The 16,092-nt window shown below is 49.5% G+C and carries 7 protein-coding genes; all 7 read left to right on the forward strand.

Features of this window, described 5'->3' with window-relative positions; all coding sequences use genetic code 11:
• Positions 1-60 precede the first annotated feature (60 nt).
• The 7 genes from CIK98_RS15680 to CIK98_RS15710 all read left to right on the forward strand — a co-directional run bounded on the left by CIK98_RS15680 (position 61) and on the right by CIK98_RS15710 (position 16,077).
• The gene (locus CIK98_RS15680) at positions 61-2,412 is read left to right on the forward strand and encodes a beta-L-arabinofuranosidase domain-containing protein (protein ID WP_371683282.1); all 2,352 of its coding nucleotides are present in this window, start codon (positions 61-63) and stop codon (positions 2,410-2,412) included.
• A 99-nt stretch (positions 2,413-2,511) separates the two neighbouring features.
• Positions 2,512-6,222 carry a phosphoribosylformylglycinamidine synthase gene (gene purL, locus CIK98_RS15685; protein WP_094385897.1) on the forward strand — a complete coding sequence of 1,237 codons (3,711 nt, stop codon included), beginning with the start codon at positions 2,512-2,514 and terminating at the stop codon, positions 6,220-6,222.
• A 22-nt stretch (positions 6,223-6,244) separates the two neighbouring features.
• Positions 6,245-6,784 (forward strand): chromate transporter, encoded by a 540-nt coding sequence (locus CIK98_RS15690; RefSeq protein ID WP_094385899.1) that lies wholly within the window; start codon positions 6,245-6,247, stop codon positions 6,782-6,784.
• A gap of 1 nt (position 6,785) precedes the next feature.
• Complete coding sequence (locus tag CIK98_RS15695) at positions 6,786-7,361, forward strand: chromate transporter (RefSeq protein WP_094385901.1); 576 nt, start codon at positions 6,786-6,788, stop codon at positions 7,359-7,361.
• A gap of 172 nt (positions 7,362-7,533) precedes the next feature.
• Positions 7,534-10,851: a SusC/RagA family TonB-linked outer membrane protein gene (locus CIK98_RS15700; protein WP_371683283.1), complete on the forward strand. Its 3,318-nt coding sequence runs from the start codon at positions 7,534-7,536 to the stop codon at positions 10,849-10,851.
• Positions 10,852-10,884: 33 nt separating this feature from the next.
• The gene (locus CIK98_RS15705; RefSeq protein ID WP_094385905.1) at positions 10,885-13,179 is read left to right on the forward strand and encodes a RagB/SusD family nutrient uptake outer membrane protein; all 2,295 of its coding nucleotides are present in this window, start codon (positions 10,885-10,887) and stop codon (positions 13,177-13,179) included.
• Positions 13,180-13,200: 21 nt separating this feature from the next.
• The gene (locus CIK98_RS15710; protein ID WP_094386222.1) at positions 13,201-16,077 is read left to right on the forward strand and encodes a SusC/RagA family TonB-linked outer membrane protein; all 2,877 of its coding nucleotides are present in this window, start codon (positions 13,201-13,203) and stop codon (positions 16,075-16,077) included.
• Positions 16,078-16,092: the final 15 nt, after the last annotated feature.

A 16,092-nucleotide genomic window follows, 5' to 3' on the forward strand; every position in this document is an offset into this window, starting at 1 on the left:
TTTATCTTTGCAAAAGGAAAGACTAATGATTATAAACTTTTTTACATAACTATGAACAAAATGACTAAACAAATGGTACTGGCACTTATTGCGGCTACCATCGTGTCGCAACCATTGGCGGCACAGACAAAAACCGTGGCGGAAAGCTTCAGGGTAAGCGACGTGAGACTCGAGGCCAGTCCGTTCAAGCATGCTGAGGATATGGACATACGTTATCTGCTTGCACTCGATCCAGACCGCCTGCTCGCACCTTACCTCAAGGAGGCTGGACTCAAACCAAAGGCGGACAACTATACAAACTGGGAAAATACCGGACTCGACGGACATGTGGGCGGACACTATCTGTCAGCCCTTTCCTTTATGTGGGCTGCCACAGGCAACGAGGAAATCAGACAGAGGCTCGACTATATGCTCGCCGAACTGAAACGATGTCAGGATGCTGCCGGCGACGGTTATCTCGCCGGTGTGCCTGGAGGACGACAGATTTGGAAGGAAATTGCCGAAGGTAATATCCGTGCTTCGGCTTTCGGACTTAACGACCGATGGGTGCCGCTCTACAATATTCATAAAATATATGCTGGACTGCGCGACGCATACATACAGGCAGGACGACAGGAGGCTAAAACCATGCTCGTGAAACTCACCGACTGGATGGCTGACATCACCAAAAACCTATCAGACGAACAAATCCAGGACATGCTCAGAAGCGAGCATGGCGGACTGAACGAGACATTTGCCGACGTGGCTGCCATTACCGGCGAAAAGAAATACACTACATTGGCACACCGCTTCAGCCACAACTTCCTGCTACAGCCTCTATTGCGCCACGAAGACAAACTGACGGGAATACATGCCAACACTCAGATACCAAAAGTGATTGGCTTTAAGCGTATTGCCGACGTGGAAGGCAACAACGAATGGAGCGAGGCGGCTCGATGGTTCTGGCAGACTGTGGTGGAAAACCGTTCCATCACCATTGGAGGAAACAGCGTACGAGAACACTTCCATCCTGCCGACAATTTCGAGTCGATGCTCACCAGCGAACAAGGTCCTGAGACATGCAATACCTACAACATGCTCCGACTGACAAAGATGCTTTACGAGACATCGGCAGACTCCAGATACATGGATTATTACGAGCGTGCACTGTTCAACCATATACTCTCAACACAAGACCCTGTGCAAGGTGGATTCGTCTATTTCACACCAATGCGCCCAGGACACTATCGCGTCTACTCACAGCCACAAACCAGCTTCTGGTGCTGCGTGGGCTCGGGACTCGAAAACCATGCCCGATATGGCGAGATGATATACAGTCACTCTGGCGACAAGAAGCTCTTTGTCAATCTTTTCATTCCCTCAACACTTTCTTGGGGCGACGTGACTATTAGCCAGCAGACTGCCTTCCCCTATGAGGAGGGAACAACCATCTCCGTCTCTCCTGCCAAAGGAAAGAAAAAGTTTGCAATGATGGTCAGAATTCCTGAATGGACTGAGAAGGAAAACATCACATGTCTGGTTAACGGAAAGGAAACTAAGGCAAAACAGGAAAACGGATATATCATAGTGGAACGCACATGGGAAAAGGGCGACCGCCTGCATGTTACGCTTCCTATGCACCTCAGTGCCGTTGGCCTGCCCGACGGTTCCAACAACTTCTCATTCCTATATGGCCCGATAGTCCTGGCCTCACGCATGGGCACTCAGCGTCAGGACGGAATGTTTGCCGATGACAGCCGTGGCGGCCATATAGCCAATGGACCTCGACTGCCTCTTCAGGATATGCCGGTAATAATTGGTGACAAGGACGAACTCCTAAAACATCTGAAAAAAGATGACAAACAACTGACGTTCAAACTCACAGGCGTCACTCCAGCTCGCTATGAGGGCATGACGCTCGAACCCTTCTTCCGCATACATGAGTCAAGATATATGGTATACTGGCCAGTGATGACCGAGGCAGAGTGGAACATTGAGAGTGAGAAACGAGCCGAAAGGGAACGTGCAGTCCAGGCTCTTGACAATCGTACCGCCGACAAGGTGGTGTGTGGCGAGCAGCAGCCTGAAAGCGACCATTTCGTGGAAATGAGCAAGGCGAATGCAGGCGACGACGAGGGTACACACTGGAGAGAGACCCGCGACTGGTTCAGCTACCGCATGAAGACTGGTGGTCAGGCCACTGCCGTTCGCATAGTGTTCCGTCACGATGCCAACCGCGATGCCCGTGTGCTTGTAGATGGTGTAGAGGCTGGCTCGTTTGGTGCCGAAACCAATGGCATAGTCGAGATACCTATACCAGAGTCAAGCCGCAGTGCAGAGACCATCGTGGTAAAGGTTGCTACAGCCACCAAGCCGTTGACTCCACACGTATATGAAGTAAGAGTAGTGAAATCTCACTCCTCACTCCACTAATCTCAAAAAATATAAAAGTTTTGCCACTTTTGTTTTGTATTTCGGGTAATAATCACTATCTTTGCAAGCAAAATGTAAAACATAATAAAAAGATAACGTATGATTCTCTTTTTCAGAACCCCATCGAAGAGCGTGATAGCCACACAGGCTGACCACCAGCTCAACCAAAGTGAGATAGACGAACTCTCATGGCTTTACGGCGACGCAAAGCTTGAAGAGGGCGAGAGGCTCGACGGATACTTCGTCGGACCAAGACGTGAAATGATTACTCCATGGAGTACGAATGCCGTAGAGATTACACAAAACATGAATCTCCACGGCATTCTGCGTATCGAGGAATACTTCCCAGTGGCATCTAAGGATGCTGAACATGACCCGATGTTGCAACGTATGTACGACGGCATCGACCAGGACATCTTCACCGTGAAGCATGAGCCAGAGCCCATAAAGCATGTTGACAACCTCGAAGAGTATAACGAGCAGGAAGGACTTGCTCTCTCGCCAGAGGAGATTGAATATCTCCATAAGATAGAGGGACAGCTCGGACGGCCGCTCACAGACTCAGAGATATTCGGTTTCGCACAAATCAATTCTGAACACTGCCGCCACAAGATTTTCGGAGGTTCATTCATTATCGACGGAAAAGAGATGGAGTCTTCCCTGTTCCAGATGATAAAGAAAACAACACAGGAGAACCCTAACCTCATACTTTCTGCATACAAGGACAATGTGGCTTTCGCACAAGGACCTGTAGTGGAGCAGTTTGCACCTGCCGACCAGTCTACAAGCGACTTCTTCCGCACCAAGCCTATCGAGAGCGTCATCTCGCTAAAGGCTGAGACACATAACTTCCCAACCACTGTGGAGCCGTTCAACGGTGCCGCCACAGGTACGGGAGGCGAAATACGCGACCGTATGGGCGGTGGAGTTGGCTCATGGCCAATAGCTGGTACTGCCGTGTATATGACTTCTTATCCAAGACTTGACGGCGGACGCGACTGGGAAGACATACTGCCAGTGAGAAAATGGCTTTACCAGACTCCGGAACAGATTCTTATAAAGGCATCGAACGGTGCCAGTGACTTCGGTAACAAGTTCGGACAGCCGCTCATCTGCGGTTCGGTGCTCACTTTCGAACATCAGGAGAAGGGCGACACCCGATATGCCTACGACAAGGTGATAATGCTTGCCGGAGGCGTGGGCTACGGCACAAAACGTGACTGCCTGAAGAAAGAGCCTCAGAAGGGTAACAAGATTGTGGTGGTCGGTGGCGACAACTACCGCATCGGACTCGGTGGCGGTTCGGTTTCGTCGGTGGACACCGGAAGATATAGCAACGGCATCGAGCTCAACGCCGTGCAGAGAGCTAACCCCGAGATGCAGAAGAGAGCATACAACCTCATAAGGGCACTATGCGAGGAAGACAACAACCCAGTGGTAAGTATTCACGACCATGGTTCGGCTGGTCATGTAAACTGTCTTTCGGAACTCGTCGAAGAGTGTGGAGGAAAGATTGACATGTCGAAACTGCCTATTGGCGACAAGACTCTCTCGGCCAAGGAAATCATTGCCAACGAAAGCCAGGAGCGCATGGGACTGCTTATCGACGAACAGCATATCGAACACGTGAGACGCATTGCCGAGCGCGAGCGCGCACCGCTGTATGTGGTGGGAGAGACCACCGGCGACGCCCACTTCTCGTTCGAGCAGGCTGATGGAGTTCGCCCGTTCGACCTCGACGTGGCACAGATGTTCGGCCATTCGCCTAAGACGGTCATGGTGGACACCACCGTGGAGCGTCATTATAAAGATGTGGAATACGACAGCAGCAAGATAGACGAATATCTCAACCGTGTGCTACAGCTTGAGGCTGTGGCTTGCAAGGACTGGCTTACAAACAAGGTGGACCGCTCCGTGACCGGTAAGATAGCACGACAGCAGTGTCAGGGCCGCCTGCAGCTGCCTCTGAGCGACTGTGGTGTTGTCTCGCTCGACTACCGCGGAAAGCAAGGTATAGCCACTGCTCTCGGCCATGCCCCTCAGGCAGGACTCGCATCGCCTGAAGCCGGTTCGGTGCTCTCAGTGGCTGAGTCGCTCACCAACATCGTGTTTGCACCCATTGTAAACGGACTCAGCGGAGTAAGCCTCTCTGCCAACTGGATGTGGCCCTGCCGCTCTCAGGAAGGTGAGGACGCACGACTCTATAGTGCAGTGAAGGCTCTCAGCGACTTCTGCTGCGCCCTCAATATCAATGTGCCTACAGGAAAAGACTCGCTCTCGATGTCGCAGCAGTATCCTGACGGACAGAAGGTGATTGCGCCGGGAACAGTGATAGTAAGCAGTGGCGGACAGGTGACTGACGTACGAAAGGTCATCGGTCCGGTGATGGTAAACGACAAGAAGGCTTCGTTCTATTATATCGACTTCTCGTTCGACGAGCAGCGCCTTGGAGGTTCTGCCTTCGCACAGAGTCTTGGCAAGGTAGGCGACGACGTGCCGACAGTGAAGAACCCCGAATACTTCGCCGACGCGTTCAACGCTGTGCAGGAGATGATCAGCCGCAGATGGATATACTGTGGTCACGACATCAGCGCCGGAGGTCTTATCACCACACTTCTCGAAATGACGTTCGCAAATATAGAAGGTGGTATGCATATCGACCTCAGCGAGATATGCAAGGGCGATATCGTGAAGACCCTGTTTGCAGAGAACCCCGGTATCGTGGTGGAGGTTTCTGCCGAACACGACGAGGAGTTCCGCAATTACCTCGACGAGCAGGGTGTGGCATTCGCAAAGATAGGCTATCCTACTCCTCACAAGCGCACCGTTAAAGTGGTGGCTGGCGACTGGAGCCACGACTTCGACATAGAGGCACTGCGCGACACATGGTATTCTACTTCATACAAGCTCGACCAGCAGCAGAGCATGAACGGCATGGCAAAGAAACGCTTCACCAACTATAAGAAGCAGCCAGTGGAGATGATCATGCGCTCTGACTTCGACGGCTCGTTCGCACAGCTTGGCATCACGCCTAACCGTGAGGGTATGTCGGGAATACGTGCAGCCATCATACGTGAAAAGGGTACCAATGGCGACCGTGAGATGGCATACGCGCTATATCTCGCTGGGTTCGACGTGAAGGATGTGATGATGACCGACCTCATCAGCGGACGCGAGACTCTGGAGGACATCAACATGATAGTGTTCTGCGGAGGATTCTCCAACAGCGACGTGCTTGGCTCGGCAAAGGGATGGGCAGGCGCCTTCCTCTACAACCCGAAGGCTAAGGAGGCTCTCGACAAGTTCTATGCCCGCGAGGACACACTCTCGCTCGGTATATGCAACGGCTGCCAGCTTATGGCTGAGCTGAACCTCATTAATCCTGACCATAAGTATCAGACCCACCTCTGCCACAACAACTCAAAGAAGTTTGAGAGCCAGTTCCTTACGCTCACCATACCACGCAACAACAGCGTGATGCTCCGCTCGCTCAGCGGCTGCAAGCTCGGCGTATGGGTAGCCCACGGCGAAGGCCGCTTCTATCTGCCACAGCCAGAGGACAACTACAACGTGATAGCTAAATACAACTATGCGGAATATCCTGGCAACCCCAATGGCTCAGACTATAACGTGGCGGGCATTTGTAGCGACGACGGTCGTCACCTGGCTATGATGCCTCACCCCGAGCGTGCCATCTTCCCATGGCAGAGTGGCTGGTATCCGCGTTCACGTCGTCAGGATGACTGCACTCCATGGCTTGAGGCATTTGTCAATGCACGACAGTGGATTGAGGAGAAGATTGAAGGTTGAGAATTGAAAATTGAAAGTTGTTTTGGACAATTTTTATATAACGAGCTTTAAGACATTCTTTAAGATTGGCATATTCACCCTTGGCGGTGGATATGCCATGATTCCTATTATAGAATCGGAAGTGGTGGAGAAGAAACAATGGCTTACCAAGGAAGACTTTGTCGACACGGTGGCCATTGCACAGTCGTCACCGGGAGTCTTTGCCATCAACCTCAGCGTGTTCATCGGCTATAAGATGAAAAAGGTGAAGGGGGCCATAGTCACGGCACTCGGCACTGCCCTGCCTTCTTTTCTCATCATTCTTCTCATTGCCATGTTTTTCCGCCATGCCCAGGACAATAGGGTAGTGGAAGCGATGTTTCGCGGTATAAGGCCTGCCGTGGTGGCCCTTATTGCCGTGCCGACGTTCAACATGGCAAAAAGTGCAAGGATTGGGTGGAGCAACTGCTGGATACCGATAGCAAGTGCGTTCGCAATATGGGCTCTCGGCGTTTCACCTATTATAATAATAATATTAGCCGCTCTCGGTGGCTATCTTTATGGAAAAATAGATACCAATTGATATGATATTCCTGTTATTGTTTGTCACCTTTTTCCAAATAGGGCTGTTTGGCTTTGGCGGCGGCTATGGCATGCTGTCGCTCATACAGGGAGAGGTGGTTCATCACCATCACTGGATGACCACGGCACAGTTTACCGACATAGTGGCCATCAGCCAGATGACACCAGGGCCAATAGGCATCAACTCTGCCACTTATTGCGGATATACCGCTGTTCATAATGCGGGTTATGGCAACATGATGTCAATACTGGGCAGTGCCACAGCCACTTTTGCCCTCGTGCTGCCCTCCTTTATTATCATGATTCTCATCAGCCGCATGTTCTTTAAGTACATGAACACGCCTACTGTACAGAATGTGTTCAAAGGCTTGCGTCCGGCGGTTGTTGGCTTGCTCGGAGCTGCCACATTACTGCTGATGACTCCCGAAAACTTCAGTCTTCCAACTGTCAATCCCTGGCGCTTCTGGATAAGCTGTGGCCTGTTTGTTGCCACATTCGTCGGTACCTATTACATTAAGATTAATCCCATACGCATGATATGCTATTCAGCCATGGCAGGATTGGTGCTATTGTATTAAAATTATATAAAATTCGCAGAAAAAATAGACCTAAATCAAAAAATAAGGTTTTCAAACCAAAAACTAAAGTTATAAATCAATATATATTAATACTTTTGCACCAATTTCTTGAATCAACGCCGATAAAACGTGTAGTGCTAAGATAGAAAAAGAAAAAACCTATTAGAATATGATTAAACAAAACAAGTTTATTGTGAAGCCTGTTGTGCAGTTTGCAGTAGCATTTGCCGCAATGACTTTCTCTCCATTGGGTGGGGGTAATCTTAGGGCAGAAGTTCTAAACTTACAGCAGTCTACAGCTATCAAAGGATCCGTTGTAGATGAAAACAACGAACCCATTATTGGTGCTACCATTCTTGCATTGGGTGGTAAAAACACACAGGGAACAGTTACCGACTTCGACGGTAACTTCAGTATTAATGTCAAACCAGGCCAAAAGATTAAAATCACCTACATTGGCTACGACGAGGCCATCGTTGTGGCTAAGCAAGGTATGCGCGTACAGCTGAAGGTATCGGCAGGTGTCGAACTTCAGGGTGTGGAAGTCGTGGCTTATGGTGTGCAGAAGAAGGTGACCGTGACGGGTGCCATCTCCAGTGTGAAGAGCGAAGACCTGGTGCGCACATCTGTGGGTTCAGTCAACAACGTGCTTGGTGGTCAGCTCTCAGGTGTCACCACAGTGCAGTATTCAGGAGAGCCTGGTTCCGACGCCGCCGAGATTTTCGTGCGTGGTAAAGCCACATGGGGTGACTCAGCTCCTCTCATCCAGGTGGATGGTGTAGAGCGTACGATGGCGGATATCGACCCGAATGAAATCGAGAGTGTTACTGTTCTTAAGGACGCTTCCGCCACTGCCGTGTTCGGTGTGCGCGGTGCCAACGGTGTTGTGCTCATCACCACAAAGCGCGGTTCTGAGGGCAAGGCAAAGATTAGTGTTTCAACATCATGGACAGCACTTTCACCAACAAAGATGGTTGAGCAGGCAAGTTCTTACGAGTATGCCAACTTCTACAACCAGATGTCCTACAACGACTATCTGCAGCGAGCAAATGTGGCTGTAGCCAATGGCACTTTCGGCAGCGTTGACGCCTATATGGCTGAAAATGCTTTCGCCCCCAGCTTCTCAGATGCTATCATCCAGAAGTTCAAGGATGGTTCTGACCCAATTCGTTTCCCGAATACGAGATGGGCTGATTACATCATGAAGGATATTACACTCCAGCAGCAGCATAACCTCAATATTTCCGGTGGTACCGACCGTGTGAAATACTTTATTTCAGCTGGTTACTACTCTCAAGATGGTTTGTTCAAAGAGTTCGACCGCGGATATAACTATGGTTATCAGTATCAGCGTTTCAACTACCGTGGTAACCTCGACCTTAAGGCCACTAAGACCACCACACTTTCGTTCAACGTGGCAGGTAACGTTAACGATGCCGACAAACCATACACAGGCCAGGGTTCTGGCGGTATGATCAAGAACATCTATTATGCCACACCGTTCTCAAGCCCAGGTATCGTTGATGGCAAGATGGTATATTGTACCACCGATTATACCGACGGCCTTAACTTGCCTTTCCTTGGAGGCTCCGGTATGGCATACTATGGTAATGGTTTTATGCAGACCAACGTCAACAAGCTGCAGATGGACCTCGTTCTCGACCAGAAACTCGACTTCATCACCAAGGGACTCTCGGCAAAGATTAAGGGTTCTTACAACTCTGCCTTTACCGTAAACAAGCAGGGCAACTGCGGCGTTGCTACATACAACCCACTAGTGCAGTATGACGAGGCAGGCAAAGTAATCCTAAATCCCGACGGTACACCTTATATAATATATAGACAGAACGGAAACGACACCGACCCCTCTTACGGTTATTCGCAGGGTAAGGCACGCGACTGGTATCTTGAGGGAAGCGTTAACTATTCCCGCACATTCGGCAAGCACACCGTTAATGGACTCTTGCTCTACAACCAGTCAAAGCAGTACTATTACTCTGGTTCATCCTATCCTGATGTACCACGTTCTTACGTTGGACTCGTAGGCCGTGTGACATACGACTATGCCAACAAGTATCTTGCAGAGTTTAATATCGGATATAATGGTTCGGAGAACTTCGCCCCAGGTCGTCGCTTCGGTACCTTCCCCGCAGGTTCTATCGGATGGATTGCCAGTGAGGAGAAATTCTGGAAGCCAATCTCCAAGGTAGTCAGCTTCTTCAAGTTGCGTGCATCATGGGGTCTCGTAGGTAATGACAAAACCACTGATGCAATCCGATTCATGTATCTTGCCGACCCGTATATCACTGGTTCTTACGGACTTATCACCAACTGTCTGACATCGCCTTTCACCGACACTTATGGCTACCTTTTCGGTAATGGACAGCCGGGAGAAAAATCTGGAATTGATGGTATTGCAGGAGCTTATGAGTCTGCCAAGAACAACCCCGACATCAGTTGGGAGAAGGCCTTCAAGCAGGACTATGGATTCGACATCAACTTCTTCGATGACAAGATTAGGGCGACATTCGACTACTATCGTGAGCACCGTACAGACATTCTTGTACGCGATTACACTGTTCCTTCCACTATTGGTTTCACAATGCCTTACACCAATGCCGGTGAGACAAAGTCTTGGGGTTGGGAAGTTTCTCTCAGCTACAACGACAAGATAGGCAAGGATTTCCGTTTCTGGAGTAAGCTCAACCTGTCTTATAACCAGAACGAGATTATCGAGATGAAGGAGACTCCTCAGAAAAACGAGTACATGTATGCACGTGGTCATCGTATCGGTGCACGCTCAATGTATCAGTTCTGGAAGTACTATGAGGGTGAACAGACCAAGGCCGAATATGAGCAGACCTTCGGCAGCCCGTTCCCGACCCAGCTTGTTGCCAACCTGCAGCCTGGTGACTGCGTATATGTTGACCTCGACCAAGACGGAAAGATTGACCAGAACGACATGACCCGCGACAACGGATTTACCGATGATCCTGAATACATGGCAGGTCTTACCTTCGGATTCAACTGGAAGCGCCTTACCTTCAATGCACAGTTTACTGGTGCCTGGAACGTGTCACGTTATATCACCGACGTGTTCCGCCAGCCGTTCTTCTGTTCTTCCAATACCACACAGGGAGGTCTGCTTTCTTACCACGTGAACGACACATGGACACCTGAAATCAACGAAGATCCCAATGCGCTCTATCCACGTGCCACATGGAGCAACGCTGTGCAGAACTATGCCGGTTCAGACCTTTGGGAGAAGGATGCCAAGTATCTTCGTCTGAAGACCATCTCATTATCATACGATTTTATCAATCCAGCCTTTAAGAAGATTGGTATGACAAAGTGCGAGGTGACACTCTCAGGTTACAACCTCTTTACTCTCACTCCCTATGAGTGGGGTGATCCTGAGACAAGAGCATCCAATTCGCCTTCTTACCCGCTTCAGCGCACATATACAATCAGTCTGAACGTCGGCTTCTAATATAATAAGGTAACACATTTAAAAGCAAACAAAATGAAACACAATATATTATTACGTAGTGCAGTGGCAATGCTTGCGGCAAGTGCAACCTTCATGGCTTGTACCGACAATATCGCCGTGGGTAATGCAGCCCTCGACAAAGCCACCAGCTCCACTGCCACTATTGATACTGTATTCAACAATGCAGAATATACCCGACAGTTTCTTGTAGGTATATATTCCAAGCAGTACTACGGACTGCCATACGCCAATGGTGGTGCCAACATGCCCCACTCAGGTAATCCATACACTGGTAAGTTTGACGGTCTTACCGACTGCTGGCATCTGTTCTGGAACGGTGCTGCCGTTTACGGACAGTACTATACTGGTGCCATGACAGCCACCACCAACCGTTCCGACGGACTCGACGGTCCTCTCTACTCCTACGATAAGGAGTATCAGTGGTATATGATTCGTGCCTCTCACATCTTCCTTCAAAACGTTGACCGTGCTCCCGAGGCAGATATGACGCAGGAGGAGAAGAACCGCCTGAAGGCTGAGGCTCGTTGTCTGATGGTTGACGCGTTCTTCAACACTTTCCAGCATTATGGTGGTATTCCAATCATGGATCATGCATTGGAGACTGGTGAGGTAACAAATCAGTTCCCCCGCAATAGTGTAGAGGAATGTGTTGACTGGATGGAGTGTCAGCTCGACAGTGCCATCAACGAGAGTGCATTCCCATGGATAACTTCTAACCCTGCTACAATGAACGGTCGTTGGACAAAGGCAGGAGCTATGGCTCTGAAATGCAAGCTGTTGCAGTTTGCCGCTTCTCCATTGCTCAATCCTAAGGATGGCAAACCTTATTACTCTGGCGCATCAGAGGAGGTAAGACCTTACATTATGTACACCGATGCCTCCAAATATCAGGAGCGTTGGGACAAGTTTGCAAAGGCTTGCGATGATTTCTATAACGCACTTCAGAGCAATGGACAGTACAAGATTGTGGAGGCTGTCATTCCTTCGTCCGCAAATACAGCAGCTAAGAAGGTGCCTTATTATCGTCTAGCATATCGTAAGGGATATTTCCGGCACGAATCTACTGAGATTCTTCATTCAGTACGCGTGTATGGTAACGACCCAATGTCAACTGCACGTTACGGATGGCATGAATGGTATTCTAAGTCAGTTCCACGTAACTCTTACTGTCCTACTCACGAATATGTGGAGAAGTTCTCTTGGAATGACGGTGAACCGTTTAACTGGGAGAATGCTGCAAAGAAGACTTACAAGAATTCGGCAACAGAACCTGAAATTACTGAAGAGGCACAGACTGATGGTACTACAAAATATACAGTGAGCAACTTCACGACCAATAAGATTACAGGTGCCATCACACGTCAAGCAAAGTCTCTGCATACCATGTTTGTAAGTGGTGACGTTCCTGCAGATGGTCGTCAGATTAACACAACACTGACCCGTGACCCGCGCCTCTATGAGGAGTGTATTGTGAATGGTCAGAACATGAACCTCGACTGGACTGACGCTTCCATGAAAGGTTATCCTTGGGAGTTGTGGTATAATGGTAATGACGGAGGTACAGGTGTACTCACTCAGCAGAATACCATGTTTGGTTCGGGATATGGATTTAACAAGTACTATCTTGGTACTGGAGTATATACCAAAGACGAGAGTGCCGACTCTTATCGTTTCCCGACACAATGGGTGGCTCTCTCTTTGCCAGAGTTCTATCTCCAGTATGCCGAGGCTCTCGTGATGCGTTCTAATCCAGATGTTGCAAAGGCAGTGCAGATGGTTGACATCGTACGCTCACGCGTTGGTCTTCCAACAATGGCAAAGGTATGGACAAGTTCTTCATGGCGCAAGACCAAAGACTATACAGCTACTACAGCCGCTGCCGCCGCAACAGCAACAGTTACCCTTGGTAATGGCGAGACATCAACTGAATTCATGGAGGAACTGCTCGACGAGCGTGTTCGCGAACTTGGTCTTACCAACGCCCGCTGGTTTGATATGATTCGCCTGAAGCGCACCGACTGGATGACCAAGCAGCTTCACGGCATTATGCAGTACCGTATGATACAGAAGGGTACTGTCTTCGAGAGCCGCCACGTGGCATGGGTAGGTTCCGACCGCGATAACGATGCTTCATCCACACAGCCTCTTTTCTTCCTCAATTCTATCAAGCCAATTACAGGCAACAGCCGCTATCTTTGGAACAAGGACCCGAAGAGCGACGAGGTAAAGAAGTGGTTGCTCGCACCGCTGCCACAGGCAGAAATCAATAAGCAATATGGTCTTGTTCAAAACCCAGGTTGGGAATAATAACAATAAATGAACTCGAATATGAAAACAAAGAATATCATAATGCTGACATTGCTCGCAGGCTCATGCCTGCCGGCAATGGCACAGTCAGACATCATTGATTCCGTGGCTTACAAGGATCAGACCGTTGACATTGGTGCCAACCGCCTGTTCACTCGTGAGCAGTCAACAGCTGCCGTCAGTGTCATCTCTACAAAGGATGTCAACAAGCGTGGAGCACGCAATATCGGCAATAACATACTGGGACAAGGTAATGGACTCGTCAGCCTTGACGGTTCTGGTATTTATGCATCCCAGAATCCTACATTTTATCTCCGAGGCCTTCAGTCGCTTAACGGCAACACACCACTCATTCTTGTTGACGGTGTGGAGCGTGCCATTGAGAATGTGGTTGCAGAGGATGTGGAAAGCGTTCAGATTCTTAAGGATGCCGCTGCCACAGCACTTTATGGCTACAAGGGTGCCAACGGCGTAGTGCTCATCACCACCAAGCACGGACAGTATAACACCAAGTCGTTCACATTCACCTATGACCACGTGTTCTCATTCCTCACCAACAAACCCGAGATGGCTGACGCTGCAACATACGCATCGGCTGTCAATGAGGCTTACCGCAATCAGGGAAGTACAGGCAATGTGGCATATAGTGACGCTGTTATCAATGCCTATAAGAACGGCACCAACCCTCTTTACTATCCTAATGTGAACTGGGCTGACGAGACATTCCGCAATGTCTCCAATAACGACCGCTTTAACCTGGAGTTCAAGGGTGGTACGAAGAATTTCCGCTACTATACCAACGTACAGTTGCTTACCAACAAGGGATTCATCAAGAACTTCCAGAACGACGGTTATTCAACACAGGACAAATACACCCGTGGTACCCTCCGTTCGAACATGGATATCGACCTCAGTCCTAAGACCAAGTTGCACACCCATCTCTACGGTTTGCTCACCGAGCAGTCGCAGCCGGGTTCACAGGCCAACCTTTGGTCGATGATATATCAGGTGCCCGCAAATGCCTTCCCCGTGAAGGTAAACGATGCAGTATGGGGTGGTAACACTGTTTATACAACAAACAACCCCGTAGCACAGAGCCAGGCTGCCGCTTACTACAAGAATCACCAGCGCGCCCTCTATGCCGACGTACAACTTGTGCAGGATCTCTCGGCCATCACCGAAGGACTGAGTGCCCAGGGACAGATTGGTTATGACACATGGTCGAATGTATATGAGAATCACTCTAAGACCTATCGCTATAGCTACTATGAGGTGTCAAACGCTGGCGATGTGATATCCGACGGCAATGCTTCATTGTCTTCCGTTCAAGGTACTGACTCTAATATGGGTACTGCATCTGGCAACAACTCTTGGATTCGCCGTTGCATCTTCAATGGCTCCATTAATTATGACAGGACATTTGCCGAGAAGCATAATGTATATGGACAGTTGAAGTATGACTATGAGTATAACGACCAGACCGGTACAAACACCACCGTCTATCGTCATAACATATCTCTCTTCGCCCATTACGGTTTTGCCAACAAGTATCTTCTCGACGTTGCCCTCGTTGAGTCAGGTTCAAGCCGTTTGGCTCCTGGCAGCAAGTGGGCTTTCTCTCCCAATGTATCTGCCGCATGGAATATCTCCAACGAGTCGTTCATGAAGGATGTGAAATGGGTTGACTTCCTCAAGCTCCGCGCTTCATTTGGTAACCAGTCGCTCGATGTGCTTCCCGGAAGCAACGTGTGGACCTATTACGACCAGTTCTATCTGATGAACGGAACATCTTATCCGTTCGATGCCACATACACAGGAACACAGTGGGGCAACACCTATTTGTCAACAGCCCCCACTCAGTCGCTGGGTCATGAGCGTTCCACCAAGTTTAATGTCGGTATCGACGCAACCCTCTTCGGCAGTCTGAATGTATCTTTGGATTACTTCTATCAGCATCGCTACGACATCTGGTGCTCTACAGCCGGAAGCTACAACAGCGTGTTCGGTCTTGGTGCTCCATACGAGAATGTGGGTGTAGTCAACTCACAAGGTTTTGAAATCTCTGCCGACTACAGCAAGAAGATTAATTCTGACCTCACCATCAATGTCGGTGCATCGTTTACATTCAACAAGAACACCATTAAGGAGCAGGCAGAGGCTCCACAGCTCTACGCCAATACAGCATCCACCGGTCACTGCTACGGACAGGCCTTCGGCTATGTTGCCAATGGATTCTTCCAGAAGAGCGATGACATCAATGGCGACGGTATCATCTCAACGTCAGAAATGACGGAGAAGGGTTATCCCGTGCAGTCCTTCACAACGGTTTATCCCGGTGACGTGAAGTATGTTGACCTAACAGGCGAAAATATCATCGACGCCAATGACCGCAAGGCTATCGGCTACAGCACTACAGCTCCTGACATCTACTACAACTTCCATCTCGGAGCAGAATACAAGGGCATCGGTCTCGACGCAATGTTCCAGGGCGTGGGTCGTTGGACTGGATTCATGACAACCAACGGCCTCTACCGCTCAGCTGTTGCCACCAACACCCTCTCACAGTATCTCTATGAGAACTCCTGGTCGGCAGAGCGTGGCAATACAGAGAGTGCACTCTTCCCGCGTCTCTCTACGACAAGCAATGCCAACAACGACTTGAACAGCACATTGAACATGTTCGACCGCAGCTATATCAAGCTCCGCTACGTGGAACTCTATTACAATCTGCCGAAGTCGTTGCTCAACAAACTCAGCGTTATCAACAATGTCAAACTCTATGTTCGTGGCACAGACCTCTTTACAGCAGACCATCTCGACAAGGCTGACGCCGCCTCATATGGTGTGGCACAGCCTCTGACAAGAAGTGTTCAACTCGGTGCTGCCCTTACATTCTAAACTTAATAATGATTA

The sequence above is a fragment of the Prevotella sp. P2-180 genome (genome assembly GCF_002251435.1).
Taxonomy (GTDB): Bacteria; Bacteroidota; Bacteroidia; order Bacteroidales; family Bacteroidaceae; genus Prevotella.

What these genes read in the sequence shown, in the direction of transcription:
- CIK98_RS15680 (WP_371683282.1), top strand. Translation starts at nt 61, where the DNA reads ATGACTAAACAAATGGTACTGGCACTTATTGCGGCTACCATCGTGTCG.
- purL (WP_094385897.1), top strand. Translation starts at nt 2,512, where the DNA reads ATGATTCTCTTTTTCAGAACCCCATCGAAGAGCGTGATAGCCACACAG.
- CIK98_RS15695 (WP_094385901.1), top strand. Translation starts at nt 6,786, where the DNA reads ATGATATTCCTGTTATTGTTTGTCACCTTTTTCCAAATAGGGCTGTTT.
- CIK98_RS15705 (WP_094385905.1), top strand. Translation starts at nt 10,885, where the DNA reads ATGAAACACAATATATTATTACGTAGTGCAGTGGCAATGCTTGCGGCA.
- CIK98_RS15710 (WP_094386222.1), top strand. Translation starts at nt 13,201, where the DNA reads ATGAAAACAAAGAATATCATAATGCTGACATTGCTCGCAGGCTCATGC.